Consider the following 21,824-nt stretch of genomic DNA (forward strand, 5'->3'; position numbering starts at 1 on the left):
TGAAAGAAGTGAGTGTTACATGAAAAAACCCAGCCGAAGCTGGGTTTAAATAAAACAAAGGTAGGTGGTTATGCTTTCACTTTGGCTGCTTTGCGCTCGCTAAACCAAGTGCTCACATCTTCGAGCAACTTATAGGCGAGAGGAACAAACAACAGCGCCAAGCTACTGGCTGCTAACATGCCACCAACCACCACGGTACCAATTTCCTGGCGGCTAATAGCACCAGCACCCGATGCGAATACCAGCGGCAGGGTACCTATAATAAAGGTTGCTGCAGTCATAATAATGGCACGGAAACGTTGGCGTGCAGCGGCTATAGCGGCGTCGGTTGAACTCATGCCTTCTTTACGGTTTTGTGCTGCGAACTCCACAATTAAAATGGCGTTTTTAGCGGCTAAACCAATAAGCACTAGCAGCCCTACTTGGAAATATACGTCGTTCGGGAAACCTTTATACATAGAGGCTACCGCACCACCAAACACCCCGAACGGAACCGCCGTAGCAACAGCGAAAGGTAAGGTGATACGCTCGTATTGGGCAATAAGAATCAGTATAACCATAAGCAAACCCATGGCAAAGGCCGAGGTTGCTGCACCTTCAGCGGCACCTAACTGGTAGGCTTCACCAATCCAACCCATTTGAATATTGGTGTTTGCTTGCTCAGCAAGAATCACCTCATCTAGGGCTTGTTTGGCTTGGCCAGAGGTATAGCCAGGTGCTGGATCGGCCATTATTTTAGCTGCACCATAAAGGTTAAAGCGGTTAATAATGTCGGCACCGGCAATACGCTTTAGAGTTACTAAGGTGCTAATGGGCACCATGTCGCCAGTATTTGAGCGTACATATACGTGGCGTAAGTCTTCAGGTGTGGCACGGTAGTCGGCCTCCGCTTGTAAGTTTACTTGCCATAAGCGCCCGCGGTAGGTGAAGTCGTTTACATACTGCGAACCAATGGTTGAACCAAGGGTGCCGAACAATTGATCAAGACCAACGTTCATTGCCTTGGCTTTTTCGCGGTCTACTTCAACTAAGTAGCGTGGAATGCTGGTGTCGAGCGTAGTGCGGGCACCCACCAATTCAGGGCGTGCATTGGCTGCGGCGACAACCCGTTGTGCAATGGCTTCAATTTCTACCGCGTCGGAAGTACCACGCGACTGCATGTAACCTTCAACCCCACCGGTTAAAGACAAACCTTGAATGGGTGGTGGCACGAACACAAAGATATTCGCTTCTTGCATGCCAAAACCAATACCCATGATTTTACCGGCCATGGCCTGTGCGGTTTGATCGGCACCGGTACGCTTGCTCCAGTCTTCGAAACTAATAAAACCAGCCAGAGCATTACTACGTAACGAACTAGCGATAATGTCGAACCCAGCAAAGGCAGTGAAGTCGGCTACTTCAGGTAAAGATAAGATCTTGGCGGCCAATTCATCTCGAACAGCGGCGCTTCGTTCCAGTGAAGAAAGGGCAGGTAACTGTGCTACTGCTAGCGCCACACCTTGGTCTTCACCGGGTACTAGGCTTGATGGCATACGGCTCATTAGCACGCCGGTAGCAATGGTGAAGGCAACAAATAAAGCCACACCCAATGCCCAGCGACGAATAAGGAAGCTGACACCACCAATAAACCAGTCGGTTAGCTTGTCGAAGCCACGGTTAAACAGTTGGAATGGCTTGGCCACGTGCTCGCGTTTATTACCAAGTAACATGGCACACATGGCGGGTGTTAAGGTAAGTGCAACTACCCCAGAAACTACCACGGAAACAGCAATGGTTACCGCAAACTGGCGGTATAGCTCGCCACTTAAGCCCGATAAAAATGCCACTGGCGCAAATACCGCAACTAGCACTAAAGTAGAAGAAATAACCGCACCAGTTACTTGTTCCATGGTGAGTACCGAGGCTTCTTTCGCATTCATGCCGCGCTCTTCAATGAGTCGCTCAACGTTTTCCATAATGATAATGGCGTTGTCTACCACCACCCCTATGGCTAGCACCAGCCCAAATAAGGTCAGCATGTTTATGGAGAAGCCAAGCATTTGCATACCGGCAAAGGTACCAATAAGCGACACTGGAATAGCGGCGATTGGAATTAGGGTCGCGCGCATGCTTTGCAAAAACAGGAAGGTAACCAAAACTACTAAGGCAACGGCCATAATAAGTGTGATCACTACTTCCTTAATGGAAATTTCGATAAACTTAGTGGTGTCGTAAGGAACATAGTATTCCAGCCCCGCAGGGAAGCGAGTCGACATGTCTTCAAGTGCGCTCTTTACGTTTCGTGCTGTTTCCAGTGCGTTGGCACCAGGCTGCAAGAAAATACCCATAGGCACAGCAGAATGGCTGTTGTAAATGGCAGAGAAGTCGTAGTTTTGAGCTCCAAGCTCTACCCGAGCCACATCGCCTACCCGCAGCGAGTTACCAAATTCGTCAGAACGAATAATAACGTTCTCGAATTCTTCTGGTGTTGTTAGTTGGGTACGAGTAGTGGCACTAAAGGTAAAAGGTTGGTTAACCGGGGCAGGCTGTGCACCAAAGCGACCGGCGGCGTACTGAGCGTTTTGCTCGCGAATGGCATTGGCAACATCAGACGGGTTTAAATTAAACTCGGCTAATTTAGCTGGGTCGGTCCAAATACGCATGGAATAGTCTTGTGCGCCAAATAACGAGGCGTCACCAACACCTTCAACCCGTACTAACTCGTCAAGTACGTTAAGAAGCGCATAGTTGCTCATATCAATCGTATTTAATGCGCCAGTGCTGGAAAACAACACCGGTACCATTAAAATATTGGTGGAACGCGACTCAACGCGTACGCCAAGGTCTCGAACGGCTTGTGGCAAGCGCGCGGTGGCGGCTTGAACACGGTTGTTTACGTTAATAGTGGCTTGGTCTGGGTCGGTGCCCATGGCAAAAGAAATGGATATTTGCAGCATGCCTGAGTCTGTACTGGTCGACTCCATATATAGCATGTCTTGCACACCGTTAATTTCTTGCTCGAGAGGAGCAGCTACCGCGTTGGCTAATACTTCCGCAGAAGCACCTGGGTACACAGCGGAAACAACTACTTGCGGTGGCACCACATCGGGATATTGCTCAATAGGCAAGGCCCGAAGCGCTGCTAAACCAGCGATCATAATAATAATAGATATAACCGACGCAAAGAGCGGACGGTCAATAAAAAATCGTAGCATGGGTGTCCTCTTATTGGTTGGTTATTTGAACGGGAGCACCGTCGCGAACAGACACATGACCGTTTACAATCAGGCTTTCACCTTCGCTTAAACCGTCGAGAATAATTTGCCCTTCAGCAACAATAGGGCCAAGAGTTACGGCACGGGCTTCGGCCACACCTTGTTTATTCACCAAGTAAACTTGCGGACCATTAGGGCCTTGGCTTAATACACTGGGGTGAACCAAAACGGCATTGGCATATTTTTCTAAAGTCACCACCACACGCACAAATTCGCCTGAACTTAATACTAAGTCAGGGTTTTTAAACACCCCACGCATGGCAATGCGGCTGGTACCAGAGTTGATACGGTTGTCGATAAAGTTAATGGTACCCGTATGTTCGTAGGTGTCGCCGTTAGCCATAATAAGCGTTACGTCGTCTATTACGTCACCATTACGGATCGAAGCGCGATAGTTTGATAAGTCTTTTTCGGCCATGGCGAACTGAACGTAAACAGGGTCTGTTTGGACTAAATAAGTCAGCGAAGAGCCAGCCTGAATTAAGTTACCTTCCGATGCTTGCTCGCTACCTGTATAGCCACTAATTGGGGCTTCAACACGGGTATAACGCAAATTACGCTCGGCATTTTGCAATCCTGAGCGGGCTTGAGCTAAACGCGCTTCAGCGTTTTCATAAGCTGAGCGGGCTTGGTCGTAATCACGCTCGCTAACTGTATTGCTTTTGAATAAATCTTTAATGCGGTTCCATTCGCGCTCAGCTTGATCATACAAAGCCTGCACACTGGCAAGTTCGGCTTTGCTGTTATCAAGTGCAAGCTGGTACGGTTCTGGGTCGATTAAAAACAAGGTTTCGCCTTGTTCGATATAGTCACCTTCCTGGTAACGGCGCTCAAGTAGAATGCCCGACACCTGTGCCCGTACTTCAACTTCACGAGACCCTTGTACCCGCGCTGGCAACTCAATTTTATAGCTGGCGGGCTCGGCTGTTACATTTTGTACGGTAACCAGTGCTGGTGGCATACCACCTTGACCCTGTTGAGGCGCTTCGTTACAAGCAACAAGAAACAAAGCACTACCAGCAAGGGCAATGCCAGCAAGTAGGCTGCGGTGTTTAAAGGGGGTGGTGCTGTGTGTTTTCATATAGGTTGTTTCTCCGTGAACAAATTCGTGGCGTTGCAATTAACAATAGTTGTACAGTGTTTGAAATAATGAACGAGCAATTAATCCACAAGTAAATATTGAGTTGGATTGTCGCTGCGTAAAATGCCATGTAAATAAAACTCAAAAATATCATCAAGCTGCTGGTAAGCGGTTAAACCGTCTTGACCACGAAAGCTCATATAACCGGCGCCATGCATTAGCTCACTAAAGCGTGCCATCATGGCGTCGATGCTAATGTCGCGAACCGGAAAGCGGTCAATGACTTCTTGGAATAATGCGACCCATTCATGGTTGCACGTACGCATACGCTCAAAATAGGTTGGGGTAATGGCACTACCAAACTCAGCTCGCTCTTGAGCAAACAGCTCAATGGTTTCTGGGTAGTGATCAAAAAACAGGAAGTAGGCGCCCATTACCGCCTTAATTTTTGCCAAGGGGTTGTTGATGCTTTGCCCAGCCGCGTGCAAGCGCTCTCTTAAAATATCTAGCTGACGATGTAAGGCTTCACTAAACAACTTTTCTTTGGTAGGAAAGTAACGATAAAGAGTTCCTTTGCCTACGCCTGCTAAATCGGCAATGGCTTGGGTGTCGGCAACTTGATAACCGCGCTCAGCAAATACTTTGGTAGCGGCAGTAAGTATTTCTGCTTGCCGCTGCTCAGGTGATTTGTGTACACGCTTCTTTTTTTCAACGTTCGTCATGAAGTGATTGTTACCAAATGTTAAAAGATCGGCAGTTTCTATGCCGTAGTTACATATAGGACGGACTGGTCAGTCCGCGGTTCGTGGGGATAGTACAGAATAACTAGCGGGGGATCAATAGGCATTTCAGATATACAGCTGTGTTTTCATTATGTATGATCCTTGTAACAATAATTAGAATGTGGGCAAAGTATCTTGTTTGCGCTTAAAAAAGCAGGGTTTCGTTACGATATCAATGGATTGCGCGCATGGGCCGTTATGTCGGTATTGCTGTTTCATTTTGCAGTACCAGGCTTTGCAGGTGGTTTTGCCGGCGTAGATGTGTTTTTTGTTATATCTGGCTTGTTAATGACCGACATTATTGTTTCAGGCCTTCATCAACAACGCTTTCAACTGGGGGTATTTTACTTAGCACGGGCCAAACGTATTTTTCCGGCCTTAATTGTTTTGGTTGCAGTGTTATTAACCGCCGCTTGGTTTGTATTGCCCACCCCTGATTACCAAGAGTTAGGATCTCAGTCGGGCTATGCCTTAGGCTTTATATCTAATATAGATTTTGCCCGAGCCGATAATTACTTCGACAGTGCAGCCCACGAAAAATGGTTGTTGCATACCTGGTCGTTAGCGGCCGAGTGGCAGTTTTACATGGCTTTTCCGCTGTTGTTAATGTTGGTGTACAAGCTGGCTCGGGGCAATTTAGGTTGGATATTTGTCACTTTAGTTACGCTTTTTATTAGTTCATTTGCCTATAGTGTATGGCTAACGCCAAGGTCGCCAAATGATGCCTTTTACTTATTACCGGCCCGAGCCTGGGAAATGGCCGCAGGTGGTATTGTATATATGTTGGCGCATTTAAAACGTAAACCACAAGTTCCAACCTGGTTATATGCAGCTGGTTGGTTGGCAATAATAGCTACCTTTGTGTTCGTGAGTAACGAAACTCAATGGCCAGGGCCTTGGGCTTTTTTTGCCGTTGCGGGAACAATGCTGGTGCTACTGGCCGATCGGCAATCGAATATGTTAATTCGCCACCCAGTTGCACAATGGCTGGGCTTACGCTCCTATAGTATTTACTTATGGCACTGGCCACTGGCGGTATTGTTGTTTTTTATACAACAGCAAGGAACTTTAAGCTGGGTGTTATTAATGATGGTGTTAAGCTTAGTGCTTGGCCATTTGTCGTACCAATGGGTAGAAAACCCCACCCGCAAGGGCCTAACAGCGTTGAACATGAAGCCAGCAACAGCTATTTTATTAGCCAGCCTAGTGTTCACTTTTATCCCTTCTACTATTATTAAAAAAAGCCACTTTGGTGGCCGTGTCGACCCCGCCATTGACCTGATTGCCAGCGAAGTGAAAAATAGTAACCCATTGCGTAGTAAGTGCTTAGCACGTAACTCTAGTGGGGCGCCAGTGGGTTGTACCTACGGTGCAGAACAGCATGAGAACCCACAACTGAGTATAATAGTACTAGGCGACAGTCATGCGGGCTCGGTAGTACGAGCGGTAGAACGGGCATTGCCGCGCAGCGACCAGTATGTGCTCGACTGGACCATGAGCGGCTGTTCTATTATTGCAGGTATACAATCAACCACCGACTTTAATTATGCCTGCGACGACTTCGTGGCTGAAACCATGTTACGCAGCAAAACTTTACCTAGTCATGTGCCATTATTAATAGTAAACCGTTATGCCCAATATATTATTGGCCTTGAGCAGGAAGAAGCGCAGGCGCCTAAATATTATATTACTGAGCCGCATAAGGACCGAAACGAAGCTTTTTTTGCTGAAATGACTACAGGATTAATTAATACTGCCTGTGCGTATGCGGAAGACCGCCCAGTTTATATGTTGCGGCCAATTCCTGAAATGCCCGCAAATGTGCCGCAAGTTATGTCTCGTAGCTTATTGTTTGGCGGCACGCTAGAGCGTGTGGCGCTACCACGAGTAGTTTATGAGTCGCGCCAGGCGCGCATAATTGCCGCCCAAGACGAAGCTGCGGCACAATGTGGCATTGAAATCGTGGAAGTGGCAGAAACCTTTTGTGATCAAGAATACTGCTGGGGTGATAAAGCCGGACGGCCCATTTACTACGACGATGATCATTTAAGTGAATATGGCGCTGATTTTTTAGCGGCTGAATTTAAACGAATAACAACACGAGCAGCAGCACCGGAGGTCGAATGAGCGATAAAATATGTGTGGTAGGTCTAGGTTATGTGGGCTTACCGCTAGCAGTAGCTTTCGCTGAGCACCACCAAGTACTAGGATTTGACGTGAACGCAAGCCGCGTTGCAGCCTTAAACCAAGGCGTTGACGACACTAAAGAAGTCGGCAGTAAAGAGCTCTTAGCAGCTATGGCTGGTGCCAACCCCAAGCTGTGTTTTAGTAGCCAGGTAGCCGATAGTGCCGACTGCACAATTTATATTGTTACCGTTCCTACGCCCATTGATAGTGCCAACCGGCCTGACTTAAGCCCGTTGATTATGGCTTCTCAGGCGGTGGGCTCAGTGCTAAATAAAGGCGATTTAGTTATTTATGAGTCGACGGTTTACCCAGGGGTAACAGAAGACGTGTGTGTGCTTGAGTTAGAAAAAGCGTCGGGTTTGGTATTTAACCAAGACTTTTTCTGTGGTTATTCCCCTGAGCGCATTAACCCGGGCGATAAAAACAAAACATTCAAAAACATTTTAAAAATTACCTCGGGATCAACGCCGGAAATTGCCATTCGGGTTGACGAATTATATAAAAAAGTGGTTACCGCTGGTACCTACTTAACCTCGAGCATTCGCGTGGCAGAAGCCGCCAAAGTGATTGAAAATACCCAGCGCGACGTGAACATAGCACTAATGAACGAGCTGGCGCTAATTTTTAACCAAATGGGTATCGACACTCGGGAAGTAATTGAAGCTGCGGCTACCAAGTGGAACTTTATTAAACTGTTCCCTGGTTTGGTAGGTGGGCACTGTATTGGCGTAGACCCTTATTACCTTACCTTTAAAGCGGAAGAACTAGGGTATAGCCCCAACTTAATTTTGTCGTCGCGGCATATCAATAATGGCATGGCAAAGTATGTGGCGGAACGAGTTATTAAACTTATGATCGACGACGGCTTGGTTATTAAAGGGGCTAAGGTATTAGTTCTTGGTTATAGCTTTAAAGAAGACTGCCCCGATATTCGCAACACTAAAGTGGCAGATATTGTTGCTGAACTGAACGATTATGGCGTTAACACCACGGTACACGACAGTGGTGTGGGTGTTGCGCAATTGACCGCAGTGGGTGGTTTCGACGTGGCCCATAACCCACGCACCGACGGCAAAAAATACGATGCGGTTATTGTTGCCGTTGGGCATAAAGAATACTGTAGTTACAGCCAGGCCGAGTTTGAAAACTTATGCCAAGGCACACCTATTCTTGTAGATGTAAAAGGTATTGTGCCAAAACCAAGCTGGCGGTTATAAACTGAGGAGCCACGAATGAGCGAAAAATTAGTCTACGCAGTGGATGTACCTTGGTATCAAGGAATTCAAGAGTTTGCTTTGCGCATGGCGGTAAGTAAATTACTTCCTATGCGCTTTCTATATGGCAAAGCGCCGCAGCAACTTAACCCTAAAACGGGCCGTTTAAGCATAGAAATAGTAAGTCATTGTTGGCGCTATTCACATTTGCATGCTTACCAGCTCAGTTCACTCGTTCAGCATGCCCCCGAAAATGTAGACATTATTATGACAGTTTTCCACGCGGCCGAAGACGAGGCAACCTGCCAACTGTTGGAGTTTTTTGGCCAACGCCAAGTGGCCAACGTAACTTGGAACTGGCAACAAATAGCGGCACCCGACTTATTTCGTCGGGCCATAGGTCGTAATCGTGTAGCCAAAACCACTAAGGCCGATTGGGTATGGTTTGCCGACTGTGACTTAGTATTTGGTGAAGGTTGTTTAGACAGTTTGGCTCAATCGTTACAAGGTCGCACAGAACCCTTGGTGTTTCCTGCGCAAGAGCGTATTACCCCATTGCTAACCGACGACAGCCCAATGCTGAAAGCAGCAAAACAGCCCAAAATAGTGAGTGTGAATGCTGACGACTTCACCCTGCGGGTGTTAGAACGGGCGGTGGGTGCTTACCAAATTGTGCATGGCGACGTATGCCGTTCTATGGGCTATTGTGCCGATATAGGTGCTTACCAACGGCCTACCGACCGCTGGAAGAAAACCTTTGAAGACCGTGCATTTCGCTGGTTATTGGGCAGCCACGGCGTGCCAGTAACGGTTGATTCAGTGTACCGTATTCGGCATATTGAAAAAGGCCGCTACCATGGTGGCAAAACCAGTTCAAAAATGCGGCAAACCATTCGTAAAGTACAAGATGCTACCCGCGATTAACGTTAAGAAAAAGGATAAGGAACACAATGCACAAACCACAAGAAGGAATCTGTGCAGAACCTAGCATTCACAGTTGGGTGTTGTTATTAGATGTAACTTCCGACGATGTGCATGGCTTACGCCAGCAAATAAGCCGATTTCCTCAATTTGCCGATAAGTTAGCCGACCGATTTTCTGAAGCGCACCTAAGCTGCGTATTAGCCGTGGGTGAAGGCTATTGGGATATTCTTGCCTCAACGCGCCCACGGGAGTTAGCACCACAGCCAGAATTCCCTGATAGCGACTATCCTTTACCTGCTAGCCACGCTGACTTAGCGCTAATTTTTCGTGCCGATCGTATGGATGCTAACTACTTTGCCGGTCGGGTGATGCTAGAGTGGCTACAAGACTTTGTGGCACTAAACGAAGAAGTGCATGGCTTTCGTTATTTAGACGGCCGTGACTTATTTGGCTTTAAACTAGACACGGACATGCCCCATGGCTTGCAGCGTCGAGCTTTAGCCTTGGTGCCAGACAGCGACAGTAAAGAATTTGCTGGTGGTAGTTATTTATGGCTGCAACGTTACTTTTTAGATCTGAAGCGCTGGGACACACTAAGTGTTGAAGCGCAGCGCGACATAATGGGGCGTGAAAAAGTAAGTGGTCAGCCGTGGCCCACAGAAGGGGCTAACCACCATGTCAAAACTAAGCGAACCCTTAGCAACGATCAAGAGCTGGCCTTGTGGCGAGTACAAATGCCGGTAGCTAGCATGCAAACGGCGGGCGAGTTGGTATTTCATTGGAGTCGGTCGCAAAAAGATATTGAGCAATTCTTAGCACAGCGATACTGCGCCAGTGAACTAAATGAGGTAAGTGCAGATCCGTTATTAAACTACCAAACCGCTGAACGCAACGACATTATGTTTGCGCCGTCGCGTACCTGGTTAGCTGAACTGAAGTGATTATAAATTAGCTTAGGGTGCGTGGGTTTCAAATAGGCGACGCACGTTATCAATGGTTTGCTCAATATTTTGTACTTTCACGGGGGCAATAAATATAGTGTCGTCGCCAGCAATAGTGCCTAACACGCCTTCTTTTTTACCTACCGAGTCGAGTAACCGCGCAATAAGCTGAGCGGCACCTGGCGTAGTGCGAATAATCACCATTACGTCGTTGTGCTCTACGTCTAACACTAATTGTTTTAGCGAGCTGCGAGCCGAAGGCATGGAAAATTCAGGTGGCAAGCAATACACCATTTCCTCTTTGCCATTGCGTGCCCGAACGGCGCCAAGGCGACTAAGCATGCGCGACACTTTCGATTGATTCATCGAATGAAAACCTTGCTCTTGCAAGGCTTCAACAATTTCGGCTTGCGATGAATAGCGCTCTTCTTTTAATAGCGTGCGAAAAGCTTCTGTTAGGGGGTCTTGGTGTGAAGTACTCATAAGCTCCATAAATATTCAATATCAGACAAACTAAGTGTACCGTATAATAAGGCTTACACCTAGTATTGCTAATGTGGCAAAAGTTGTATTTCAAGGCAACATAATATAGTGTTTGTGCCCTGCAACTGACAAACGGAGTGAGACATGAAAGTAGCAGTTTTAGGCGCCGCTGGCGGTATTGGCCAGGCGTTATCTCTTCTTTTAAAAACCCAACTACCAGCAGGGTCTGAGCTGGCATTATTCGACATTGCACCAGTTACACCTGGTGTTGCAGTTGATTTAAGCCATATCCCTACAGCGGTTGCGGTAACAGGTTATGGCCAAGACGGCTTAACTAAAGCACTAAAAGGTGCTGATATTGTAATTATTCCAGCGGGCGTACCACGTAAGCCGGGTATGGATCGTTCAGACTTATTTAATATGAACGCGGGCATTATTCGCAATTTGGTCGAACATATTGCAGATACCTGCCCTAAAGCCCTAGTAGGTATTATTACCAACCCAGTTAATACCACCGTGGCTATTGCTGCTGAAGTATTAAAGCAAAAGGGTGTATACGACAAAAACCGTTTGTTCGGGGTAACAACACTTGACGTTATTCGTGCCGAAACCTTTGTTGCTGAACTGAAGGGGCTAAGCCCAACCGACGTCACAGTGCCGGTTATTGGTGGCCACAGTGGTACAACTATTTTGCCACTATTGTCTCAAGTGCAGGGTGTTGAATTTACTGCTGCTGAAGTTGAATCATTAACCTTACGTATTCAAAACGCCGGTACGGAAGTGGTTGAAGCGAAAGCGGGCGGTGGTTCAGCAACGCTTTCTATGGGCTATGCCGCAGCACGTTTTTGCGCTTCGTTAGTAAAAGCAGTGCAGGGCGAAGAGGTTGTTGACTACGCTTATGTGGAAAGCAATGGCGGTGAGGCCGACTACTTTGCCCAAGCAGTACGCTTAGGGAAAGACGGCATTATTGAAATATTACCCTACGGTGAATTAAGCGAGTTTGAAACCACGTCGAAAAACGACATGTTAGCAGGCTTGAATAAAGACATTAAAATGGGCGTGGACTTCGTTCACGGTTAATATGCGCCTATACAGGCATTAAAAAAGGCAGCTGGGTGAATTTCCTCAGCTGCCTTTTTTGTAACTAAAACAAGGGTTAGGTAACCCGTTCAACGGAAAGATGGGCAAGAGCTACCAAGGCGTCTTTATACTCACCTGGTGGAAACAGCTCAAGCTCAGCAATTGCCAAAGCACACTGCTCTAAGGCTTTGTTTTTAGTGTACTCAAGGGCGCCGGTACGTTCCATTATGGCTAGAATTTGGTCGAGTTTGTCGCGTTCGCCGCCATTTTCTATGGCATGACGTATTAATTCAGCATCGTCGCCGGTGCTTTGCCACATGGCATATAGCAACGGTAAAGTTGGCTTGCCTTCAGCTAAGTCGTCGCCGGCATCTTTACCCATGGTGGCCACATCGGCAGTGTAGTCGAGTAAATCGTCTACTAATTGAAAAGCCGTACCTATGTGGCGGCCATAGTTAGCCGCAGCTTGTTCAACATTGGCTGGCTGGTGGCTGATCACTGCAGCCAGTTGCACTGCTGCTTCAAATAGCCGAGCGGTTTTACTGTAAATAACATTGAAGTAGCTTTCTTCGGTGGTGTCGGGGTCGTTGCAGTTCATTAACTGCATTACTTCACCTTCAGCTATAACGTTGGTGGAGTTGGCTAAAATTTCCATTACCCGCATAGACTTGGTCGACACCATTAGCTGAAAAGAGCGGCTGTAAAGGAAGTCACCAACCAACACACTAGCTTCATTGCCAAAGCGCGCATTAGCAGTTTCTTTGCCGCGCCGCACGTGAGAGTCGTCCACCACATCATCGTGTAACAGTGTTGAAGTATGAATAAATTCAATGATAGTGGCTAACACGTGATGTAGTTCTCCCTTATACCCAAGGGCACGGGCAGCTAATACAGTTAACAAGGGGCGTATACGTTTACCGCCACTATTAATAATATAAAAGCCAAGTTGATTAATAAGAACAACATCTGAGCGTAGCTGTGAATTGATCAGATCATTGACTGCTGCCATGTCGTGTTGAGACAGCGATTGAATCGCAGATTGGTCCATGATTACTAATAACCCTTGTCGGATCATTTAAATTGAGGCTTTATTTTACCGATAAATAGAAATTCTTCCAGCCCTTATGCCGTGTATCGTGTATACTTCAGCCTATAAGTAGACGAGTGTAGGTAGATAAAGCAATAAAACGTATTTTTTATATACGTTCGTCTTGCTTTTCTAGGGTGAATTTTGTAGAATTCGCAACCTGAATTTAGATTGAAGCGCCCAATAGGGCATTTTGGAGAATAACTATGTACGCGGTATTTCAAAGTGGCGGTAAGCAACACCGTGTCACCGAGGGCCAGACCGTTCGCCTGGAAAAGCTAGAAGTAGCTACCGGTGATACCGTTGAGTTTGAGAATGTTCTCATGCTCTCTGATGGTGATAAAGTAACTATTGGTGCTCCTTTTGTGGCTGGTGGTAAAGTTACAGCGGAAGTTGTAAGCCACGGTCGTGGTGACAAAATTAAAATCGTGAAATTCCGTCGTCGGAAGCATTCACGTACACAAATGGGTCATCGTCAGTGGTACACTGAAGTGAAAATCACCAGTGTTGGCGCGTAAATAGAGGAGTAACGACAAATGGCAACAAAAAAAGCAGGTGGTTCTACCCGTAACGGTCGCGACTCAGAAGCCAAACGCCTTGGTGTAAAACGCTATGGCGGCGAGTCAGTACTTGCAGGTAACATCTTAGTTCGTCAGCGCGGTACAAAGTTTCACGCTGGGGTAAACGTTGGTGTTGGTCGTGACCACACCTTGTTCGCTAAAGTTGATGGAAAGGTTTCTTTCTCTCAAAGCGGACCAAAAAACCGTAAGTTCATCAGCATCGAAGCTGAATAAAAAACTTAGCGTTTTTGACAAAAACCCCGCCTTTACGCGGGGTTTTTTCGTATAAGGCCCAGTATTTTGTTAGAATGTATGGGTAAAGTAATTCAAGTATGAAGGTTTTCTTGCAGCAGGTAATTAAAATACCATGAAATTCGTTGATGAAGTTGACATTCGAGTAGAAGCAGGCGACGGCGGTAGCGGTTGCATGAGCTTTCGGCGCGAAAAATATATACCTAAAGGTGGCCCCGACGGTGGTGATGGTGGCGACGGCGGCGACGTATACCTGATTGCCGATGAAAACCTTAATACCCTAATTGATTACCGCTTCGAGCGCACCCACCGTGCGGGGCGTGGTGAAAACGGCAAAAGCCGTAACTGTACCGGTAAGCGGGGTGAAGACATCGTGCTTCGAGTACCTGTAGGTACCCGCATTCGCGATCAACAAACCGATGAAGTGATTGGTGACTTAACCACCGACGGTGCCAAAGTGTTGGTTGCAAAAGGTGGTTTCCATGGCCTTGGTAATACCCGATTTAAAAGCAGCACCAACCGAGCGCCACGGAAAAAAACCTTAGGTACACCAGGCGAGCATCGGGTGTTATTGCTTGAGCTAATGTTATTGGCCGATGTGGGCTTGCTAGGTATGCCAAACGCGGGTAAGTCGACGTTGATACGCTCCGTATCTGCGGCACGGCCTAAAGTAGCCAACTACCCATTTACAACCCTAACGCCTAATTTAGGTGTGGTACGGGTGTCGCCGCACCAAAGCTTTGTTATTGCCGATATTCCAGGCTTGATTGAAGGTGCGGCAGAAGGCACCGGCTTAGGTATTCAGTTTTTAAAACATTTAGAACGTTGTGGATTATTACTCCACTTAGTTGATGTAGCTCCCTTTGATGAAACTGATCCTGCACAAAATGCGGTGATTATTATTCAAGAATTGGAAAAATACAGCCCTAGTCTTGCGGCTAAGCCCCGTTGGTTGGTATTAAACAAAACCGACTTAATTGATGCTGAAGAGCTTGCCGAGCAGCGGGAAAGAATTACCAGTGCCTTAAACTGGGAAGGGCCGGTGTTTGAATTGTCGGCGTTAACCGGGAAAGATTGTAACAAGTTAACCCAAGATATTATGCTGTATTTAGAAGACTTATGGGCGCAACAACCCGATGAAGCTGAACAAGAAGCAGACGCGGTAGAGTTCAAGTGGAGCACGCACCATAAACAACAAATGACCTATGTAGACGAAGACGACTTTGACGAAGATGATGATGACTTCGACGATGATATTGACGACGGTCATGTGGTTTACGAACGCTAACGGTTGTGTGGTTGGGTTAGCTTAAGGAGCGGCAGCAATGCAACATATTTCTTTGGTTGCCGCTATGGCAAACAATAGAGTCATTGGCAAAAACGGCCAAATGCCCTGGCATTTGCCAAGCGAATTGCAGTACTTTAAAGAAATTACCATGGGTAAGCCTATTGTGATGGGGCGTACTACGTTTGAGTCGATTGGTAGGCCCTTACCAGGTAGGCAAAATATAGTTATTTCTCGTCAGCCGCATTTATTGCCTGCTACAGTAGACGCAGTAAAGTCGCCTGCCGAGGCGTTAGCGTTAGTGGCACAGGCTGCAGAAGTAATGGTAATAGGCGGTGGGCAAATTTATGACTGTTTTATACCCCATGCGACGCGGATGTATTTAACCCATATAGATATGGCCGTGGAAGGGGATACCTACTTCCCCATTTGGGATGATAAACAATGGCTTAGAAAAAAATTAAGGCAGGTGCCAGGTGTTAATGCCGAACAACCTGCTTATACTAGCTATGTTTATGAAAAGCTGCGATAACAAGCAGGTTTAGCACGCCACATGTCGGTAATCTGATTTGTTTCTATTGCCTATGTTGCGTAGAATTATAATAGTTCGTACTTTGTTTATTTAGTAAAGTAAGGCCTTGGGGGGCTTCTATGAAAAAATTGTTTGTTACTATAGTGAGTGCTGCTGCAATGCTTGCAAGCGCAACTGTGGCGAATCTTACTGTAACAGGGGCAGCTCAGGCAGATGCTTTAGCCCAGAACTTATGTACTTATGTTGAAGGTAATGACCGTTTACGTATGCGCCAGAAGCTGCGTGAAGACAGACTTCAACTACGACGGGTATATGAGTCGATAGTTTGCAATGGAATGACCTTAATTCAGTTTGCTATGCATACGGGTTCAGACGATATCGGTGAGTTTATGGTATCGCAGTTACCAGGCTCGGCGCTTGAAAGCACCGGTGATTTAGAGTGGGCAGAAAGTAATGGCCATGGCAATGGCAGTGTTGCCCAAGCCATTCGCGAGCGTATTGGCGGCTAATAGCCAAGGTTAGTATTATAACTTCAAAAACCACCGCAGCGTTGTTGCGGTGGTTTTTTTATGGTTTTAAATTAATTTTAAAGCGGCTTGCGAATCAGGAAAGTTGTTGTAATAAATATACCTTTTGGGTACAAATACCTATCATTTTTTTAAGGCTACTTGTTATGCATAGATTAATAACCCTTATTGGGTGCGTTGTTGTTCTTCTGCTCGGTTTTTATCTACCCTCAGCAACAGCGACCAACCTAGAAATGGCTCCATGCCATTTGAAAGGCTTTGCCGAACAGGTGGAGTGTGGCTACTTAAGCGTGCCCGAAAATTATGCCGAGCCAAATGGTAAAACCATTGCGATTCACGTGGTACGTTTACCTGCTGTAGCCACGGCTGCCGATAAAGACCCATTGTTATTTTTGGCGGGGGGGCCTGGGCAAGCGGCCACAGAAATTGTTGGCGGTATTGCGCGTATATTTAGAGACGTGCGGCAAACCCGCGACTTGTTATTTATCGACCAGCGCGGCACTGGCAAGTCGAACCCGCTGGACTGTGAAGTAACTGATTTAAATACCCTATGGGATGCGCTTGTATTAGAAGACAATGAACTTGATATAAGTACTGAAATAGCAGCTTGTGCTGCTAAACATAAGGTTAACTACCAGCATTACTCTACCTTAAATGCGGTGCGCGATTTTGATGCCGTGCGAGAAGCTCTAGGCTATGCCCAAGTGAACCTTTATGGTGGCTCCTACGGTACGCGGTCGGGGTTAGCTTACATGCGCGAGTTTCCCGCAAGTATTCGGGTAGCAGTACTTGATGGGGTAGCACCACCTCAGGTGAAGTTAGGTTTATTTAGCCAGTCTGCTAATGCTGCTTTTCAGCGTATGCTCGCCGACTGTGCCGCGCAAGAGGCCTGCCATAACACCTTTCCAAATTTGGCTGAGCAATACAGCCAGTTAATCGAGCGGCTTGGTAAGCAGTCTGAGCTGGTTACTGTGCCTGATCCGCGCAGCCATAGGCCAACCGACGTACGCATAACAGTGAACCGAATAAACCAAATGATTTTCCCAGCACTTTATAGCCCGCGCAGCCGTCAACTTTTACCCTTTGTTATTAGTGAAGCAGCCGCTGGTAACTATTTACCCATAGCGGGGCTATCGGGCCCGGTTGACAGAGAGTCAGCCATTTATATTGGCTTGCATTTGTCGGTGATCTGCCAAGAAGACGTACACCGTATTGTTGCTGCCGATTTTGAACAAGAATCAGCTGGGCAATATATGGGTAGTACCATGATGGAAAACTTCATTGCCATGTGTGTTGAATGGCCGGTAATGCCAAGTGAAACGCCCGTATGGGAGCCAGTGAGCAGCGATATACCTACTTTGCTGTTGTCCGGTGAACAAGATCCGGTAACGCCGCCTGCTTGGGCTGAGTTGGCTGCAGCTACCTTAAGCAATGTTACCCATGCGGTGGCAGCTGCAGGTGGGCATACAATTGCCAGCCATACCTGCGCCAACGAAATTGCCACGCAATTCATTCGTAACCCGAGTGCCACTGTCGATACCTCATGTTTAGCTGAAACCAAGGTATTACCTTTCTTATTGAACATTAATGCCCGCGGTATGTAGGAGCGAACCATGATTGAAGTAACCGAGTTAAGAAAAACCTACAAAGAAGTGACAGCATTAAATGGGTTAACCTTTAACGCTAACGACGGTGAAATTACCGGGTTATTAGGGCCCAATGGCGCAGGAAAAACAACCTGCTTACGGAGCTTATATGGGTTAATTAAACCTGATTCTGGCAGAGTACAAGTAGATGGATTATCGCCGGTAACTGAACCAATTGAAGTGCGGCGTAGTATTGGTATTTTCCCCGACAAATTTGGCTTGCACGAACGCCTTACCGCCCGAGAGCATATTCGTTATATTGCCGAATTACATGGCTTTCGTGGCGAGGCAATGCTAGAGCAGGTGGACAGGGTAATTGCTGAATTAAAAATGACAGATATTGCCGACCGTCGTACACAGGGCTTTTCCCAAGGGCAGCGCATGAAAGTAGCCTTGGCGCAGGCCATTGTGCACCAACCGAAAAACCTTATTCTTGACGAGCCAAGCCGTGGTTTAGATGTAATGAGCACGCGAATATTACGCGAACTGATGTTTGGGTTACGGGAACAAGGGCGCTGCATTTTGTTTTCTAGCCATGTTATGCAAGAAGTTGCTGCGCTGTGTGATCGGGTGGTTATTATGGTGCAAGGCCAAGTAGTAGCGAACGATTCGCCGGCCGCTTTGTGTGCCATGACAGGTAAAGCAAGTTTTGAAGACGCCTTTGTGCAACTGATAGGCACCGACGAGGGGATAATGGCATGAGCCGTACACTGCTAACAATTTGGTTGAAAGAATTGAAAGACGCCATACGTGATCGCCGCTCGTTGATGGCGGCTATGTCGTACGCGTTCTTTGGCCCTATGCTGATGGCGGTTGCCTTTTTTGCGGTGGTGAAAGAAGCAACGTCGGAAAGTGACTTAAAAGTACAATTAGAAGGGCAAGAGTATGCGCCAGAATTAGTGGAGTTTTTGCAACATAAGGGCATTTTAGCAGCCACAGAAGAAGACCTAGATACGGGCATAAAACTAATTATTCCGGCCGACTACCAAGAGCGCTTAGCAGCGGCGAAAGCAGTTAGTATTACTGTTCGCGCCGACTATTCCGAGCGCAAAAATAGTAGCAACAGGCAGCGTGTTGAACGGGCCTTAACCGAATATAATCAAGTGGTTGCTAGTGCGCGCTTAATGATGCGGGGTATTAGTCCAGAAGTGATGTACGCGGTAGTAGCCGAGCGCCAAGACACCGCCACCAAGGAGTCGCGTGCAGCGCTAATAATGGGTACTGTTATGGTATTTGTACTGATGTCGGTATTTTTTGCCGGCATGAATGTGGCTATAGACACCAGTGCAGGGGAGCGGGAGCGTAACTCCTTAGAATTTCTGTTGGCGCAACCGGTGCGGTTAATAGACTTAGTAACGGGCAAAGCCTTAGCGGCTAGTACCTTTGCCATGCTGGGTGGGGCGCTAACTTTAATTATGATACCAGCGGTGTTTTTATTTGTACCGCTAGAAAAACTGGGTATCGATATTTCCTTTGGCTTTGGTAAGCAAGTTATGTTGGCCTTAGTGTTGATACCTTTAGCAATATTGGCAAGTGCGCTGCAGTTGTTTGTGTCTTTTATGGCGAAAAGTTTTAAAGAAGCACAAACCTATATTACCTTCGTTATGTTCGCCCCCATGACGATTGTGTTCGTGTTGGAATTCACTCGTTTTAGTCACGCGGCATTAGACTACTTGCCAGTAACGTCGCAACATCAGGTGCTTTTAGGCTCTATTAATGGCGAGCCAGTGAGTGTTTTGGCTATGGCTATTGGTGCTTTAGGCACACTTGCGGTTGCAGCGCTGATTTTGTTAGCAGTGCAATGGAAATTACGTAGCGAAAAAGCAGTGTTTGGTTTGTAACAGTAGGGCAGCTAGTGCTTAGCTGCCCGGTTACCTTAAGCCGAAATGGCTGTTAAACCGGTCAGCTCGGCAAGAATTTTAGTGTGCGTGGCGGCGGGCAAACGGGGGCCGTAATGGGTTACTAGCTCGGCAGCAGCTCGGCTGGCCAAAGCCCCCGACTGAGCCGTAGACCAACCTTGGGTAACCCCGTATAGGTAGGCACCAGCAAACATGTCGCCAGCACCGTTGGTGTCGATGGCTTTTACTTTAATACCAGGAACTTGTACGCGTTTATCGCGGGTGCCTATTACGGCGCCATCTTTGCCTCGGGTAATAACAACTTCTTTGCTGAACTGAAGTAATTGTTCAATAGCACATTCTAAATTATCGGTTCCCGTATAAAGCTGTGCTTCTTCACGGTTACAAAATAACAGGTCAATACCAGGGCTTAAGAACTCTTCCAGGCCTTCACGGAAATACTTCACCATCGAGGAATCGGAAAAAGTTAAGGCTATTTTGGTATCCGCTTGCTTGGCAATTTTACGCGCTTCACTAACGGCGGCACGGGCTATTTCTGAAGTGGCTAAATAGCCTTCAATATATAAATAGTCACTGTTAGCAATAACGTCGCGCTGTAATTCAGCTAGGGAAAAGTCGATGGTAACGCCTAAAAAGGTGCACATGGTGCGTTCAGCGTCTGGGGTAACCATAACCACGCATTTGCCGGTGTGACCGTCGTTGTTTTGCACACTTAAACGGTTTTCAACACCCGCTTGGTTAAGGTCGTTGCGGTAAAACTCGCCGTCGTCGTCGTTAGCAATTTTACAACAGTAAAAAGCATTGCCACCAAATTTACTTAGCGCCACCATGCTATTTGCAGCAGAGCCGCCGCCGACCCTTTTTTCGAGCTTAAACTCTTTATGCAACTCGCCCAGCAGCAACTGTTGTTGCGGCTCATCGAGTAGCGTCATAATGCTTTTTTCGAAATTGTGAGTTTCTAAAAACTGGTCTGTAACTTGAAACTCGCGATCGACAAGGGCATTACCTAGCCCAACTACGTGATATTTTTTCATTTATCCAGGTCATTGAGTGAGAGTGCAGGCGGCGCATTATATAGCAAACAGCACTTAGTAACCAGTCGCACGTCTGCAATGACGCCTAGCCAGCAGCAATCCAGTAAGTTGAATTAGCCTTTAACAAATAAAAAAATGAGCACGGCAATAAATAACAAAAACAGTTGTACTGCATTAAGGTACTTTATGGTTGTTATAATGCGCTTGTTAGACCCAGCCTTAGGATGCTTAAAGCGAGGGCGAGTCATTCTTTTGTGGTTATATTTTATCGGGCCACCAAGTTCAAGCGGAAAAACCAGCGTTAAGGAATGCCACAGCTGTTGTTCGTGCTGACGAACATAAGGCAAAGAAAATGACTTTCTTGCTGTTACTAGCTGGGCACCCTGCAATAGGGCTAGGGTGAGTAAATATGGTGGCCAATTAACCAGCTTAAATAACGCTGCAGAAATGGTACCAAAGTCGCGCCAATAAGGTAATTGTGCTGGCCAAGCACGGTTTAGCTCAAAGCACACACGGTAACCAAGAGCAGCTATTGGGCCTAGTACCACAAACCAAAATAACACCCCAAACCAGGCTTGCAGTTGTCGTTTTACGCAGTGTTCGCTGGCGGCTTTTTCAATTCCTAACACCGACAAAGGCGCGCAGTCTCTGTTTAACCAGCGTTGCAAGCGAGTGCGAGCCAGCTGTTTTTGGCCGCGCTGTAAGGCCTGTTGAATAAGCTTGGCTTCACGCTGCCATGGTTGGCTAAATAAGCTCAACCATAGTATTACGGCTGCAAACCATAGCTTTAATTCAGCGAGCCAAAATAATAAGGCTGGTATAGCAACCCACAGCAATAGCAGCAGCAGTGTAGCCATTAACCCTGAAATGCGTTGTTGCGAGCGGGGCCGAGTTATGTCTGGGTGAACCCGGCGAGCAAGTTGTAGTGCCATTTGCCGCAGCACCCAAAAAGGATGCAAGTGCACTGGAAGAGGAAAGGCGCGCTCTGCTAAAGGCACGCCTAGTAAAAGAATAATTGCTAAGTGCTGGTTCAGGGTAAGCCAGAATTCAGTCACGCTTTGTTGTCCGCAATGAAAGCCGTCATGGGGTAGCT

Annotated in this window: 20 protein-coding genes; 13 read left to right on the forward strand and 7 right to left on the reverse strand. The window is 47.0% G+C overall.

Features of this window, described 5'->3' with window-relative positions; translation table 11 throughout:
- Positions 1-68: 68 nt before the first annotated feature.
- The 3 genes from M1L23_RS08510 to M1L23_RS08520 form a co-directional block, all read right to left on the reverse strand.
- On the reverse strand, positions 69-3,197 hold the full coding sequence (locus M1L23_RS08510) for an efflux RND transporter permease subunit (RefSeq protein WP_252626901.1): 3,129 nt from the start codon (positions 3,195-3,197) through the stop codon (positions 69-71).
- A 10-nt stretch (positions 3,198-3,207) separates the two neighbouring features.
- A complete protein-coding gene (locus M1L23_RS08515) occupies positions 3,208-4,338 on the reverse strand; it encodes an efflux RND transporter periplasmic adaptor subunit (RefSeq protein ID WP_252626902.1) in 1,131 nt (376 codons plus the stop codon).
- Positions 4,339-4,418: 80 nt separating this feature from the next.
- Positions 4,419-5,060, reverse strand: a complete 642-nt coding sequence (locus M1L23_RS08520) for a TetR/AcrR family transcriptional regulator (protein WP_252626903.1) — start codon at positions 5,058-5,060, stop codon at positions 4,419-4,421.
- Between the two features lie 195 nt (positions 5,061-5,255).
- Here M1L23_RS08520 and M1L23_RS08525 point away from each other — a divergent pair, with 195 nt between their 5' ends.
- The 4 genes from M1L23_RS08525 to M1L23_RS08540 are packed head-to-tail and all read left to right on the forward strand — an operon-like array spanning position 5,256 to position 10,386.
- Positions 5,256-7,247 (forward strand): acyltransferase family protein, encoded by a 1,992-nt coding sequence (locus M1L23_RS08525; protein WP_252626904.1) that lies wholly within the window; start codon positions 5,256-5,258, stop codon positions 7,245-7,247.
- Positions 7,244-8,524 (forward strand): nucleotide sugar dehydrogenase, encoded by a 1,281-nt coding sequence (locus tag M1L23_RS08530; RefSeq protein ID WP_252626905.1) that lies wholly within the window; start codon positions 7,244-7,246, stop codon positions 8,522-8,524. Before M1L23_RS08525 ends, M1L23_RS08530 begins: the two co-directional genes overlap by 4 nt.
- A 15-nt stretch (positions 8,525-8,539) precedes the next feature.
- Entirely contained in the window at positions 8,540-9,445 is a 906-nt protein-coding gene (locus tag M1L23_RS08535; protein WP_252626906.1) for a glycosyltransferase family 2 protein, read from the forward strand.
- A 26-nt stretch (positions 9,446-9,471) separates the two neighbouring features.
- Positions 9,472-10,386, forward strand: a complete 915-nt coding sequence (locus tag M1L23_RS08540) for a Dyp-type peroxidase (RefSeq protein WP_252626907.1) — start codon at positions 9,472-9,474, stop codon at positions 10,384-10,386.
- A gap of 12 nt (positions 10,387-10,398) precedes the next feature.
- Here the strand turns inward: M1L23_RS08540 and argR are convergent, their stop codons facing one another.
- Complete coding sequence (gene argR, locus M1L23_RS08545; protein ID WP_420840635.1) at positions 10,399-10,878, reverse strand: transcriptional regulator ArgR; 480 nt, start codon at positions 10,876-10,878, stop codon at positions 10,399-10,401.
- Between the two features lie 135 nt (positions 10,879-11,013).
- On the opposite strand from argR, the gene mdh reads away from it, so the two are divergent.
- Positions 11,014-11,949, forward strand: coding sequence for a malate dehydrogenase (mdh, locus tag M1L23_RS08550; protein WP_252626909.1), 936 nt, complete (start codon positions 11,014-11,016; stop codon positions 11,947-11,949).
- Between the two features lie 76 nt (positions 11,950-12,025).
- Here mdh and ispB read toward each other — a convergent pair whose 3' ends face one another.
- Positions 12,026-12,997 (reverse strand): octaprenyl diphosphate synthase, encoded by a 972-nt coding sequence (gene ispB / locus M1L23_RS08555; RefSeq protein WP_252626910.1) that lies wholly within the window; start codon positions 12,995-12,997, stop codon positions 12,026-12,028.
- Positions 12,998-13,242: 245 nt separating this feature from the next.
- Here ispB and rplU point away from each other — a divergent pair, with 245 nt between their 5' ends.
- The 8 genes from rplU (at position 13,243) to M1L23_RS08595 (ending at position 19,679) form a co-directional block, all read left to right on the forward strand.
- Complete coding sequence (gene rplU / locus M1L23_RS08560) at positions 13,243-13,554, forward strand: 50S ribosomal protein L21 (RefSeq protein WP_252626911.1); 312 nt, start codon at positions 13,243-13,245, stop codon at positions 13,552-13,554.
- A gap of 18 nt (positions 13,555-13,572) precedes the next feature.
- A complete protein-coding gene (gene rpmA / locus M1L23_RS08565) occupies positions 13,573-13,830 on the forward strand; it encodes a 50S ribosomal protein L27 (RefSeq protein WP_252626912.1) in 258 nt (85 codons plus the stop codon).
- Positions 13,831-13,963: 133 nt separating this feature from the next.
- On the forward strand, positions 13,964-15,136 hold the full coding sequence (gene cgtA, locus M1L23_RS08570; RefSeq protein WP_252626913.1) for an Obg family GTPase CgtA: 1,173 nt from the start codon (positions 13,964-13,966) through the stop codon (positions 15,134-15,136).
- A 37-nt stretch (positions 15,137-15,173) separates the two neighbouring features.
- On the forward strand, positions 15,174-15,665 hold the full coding sequence (gene folA / locus M1L23_RS08575; RefSeq protein ID WP_252626914.1) for a type 3 dihydrofolate reductase: 492 nt from the start codon (positions 15,174-15,176) through the stop codon (positions 15,663-15,665).
- 119 nt (positions 15,666-15,784) lie between these two features.
- Entirely contained in the window at positions 15,785-16,174 is a 390-nt protein-coding gene (locus M1L23_RS08580; protein WP_252626915.1) for a DUF3718 domain-containing protein, read from the forward strand.
- 164 nt (positions 16,175-16,338) lie between these two features.
- Entirely contained in the window at positions 16,339-17,796 is a 1,458-nt protein-coding gene (locus M1L23_RS08585; protein ID WP_252626916.1) for an alpha/beta hydrolase, read from the forward strand.
- Positions 17,797-17,805: 9 nt separating this feature from the next.
- The gene (locus M1L23_RS08590) at positions 17,806-18,540 is read left to right on the forward strand and encodes an ABC transporter ATP-binding protein (RefSeq protein WP_252626917.1); all 735 of its coding nucleotides are present in this window, start codon (positions 17,806-17,808) and stop codon (positions 18,538-18,540) included.
- Positions 18,537-19,679 (forward strand): ABC transporter permease, encoded by a 1,143-nt coding sequence (locus tag M1L23_RS08595; RefSeq protein WP_252626918.1) that lies wholly within the window; start codon positions 18,537-18,539, stop codon positions 19,677-19,679. The genes M1L23_RS08590 and M1L23_RS08595 overlap by 4 nt, the downstream gene beginning before the upstream one ends.
- 35 nt (positions 19,680-19,714) lie before the next feature.
- Here the strand turns inward: M1L23_RS08595 and M1L23_RS08600 are convergent, their stop codons facing one another.
- Both M1L23_RS08600 and M1L23_RS08605 read right to left on the reverse strand, forming a co-directional pair.
- Positions 19,715-20,731, reverse strand: a complete 1,017-nt coding sequence (locus M1L23_RS08600) for an adenosine kinase (protein WP_252626919.1) — start codon at positions 20,729-20,731, stop codon at positions 19,715-19,717.
- A 113-nt stretch (positions 20,732-20,844) separates the two neighbouring features.
- Positions 20,845-21,786 (reverse strand): cobalamin biosynthesis protein CobD/CbiB, encoded by a 942-nt coding sequence (locus tag M1L23_RS08605; RefSeq protein ID WP_252626920.1) that lies wholly within the window; start codon positions 21,784-21,786, stop codon positions 20,845-20,847.
- Between the last annotated feature and the right edge of the window lie 38 nt (positions 21,787-21,824).

The sequence above is a fragment of the Aliidiomarina quisquiliarum genome (assembly GCF_023922585.1).
Classification (GTDB): Bacteria; Pseudomonadota; Gammaproteobacteria; order Enterobacterales; family Alteromonadaceae; genus Aliidiomarina; species Aliidiomarina quisquiliarum.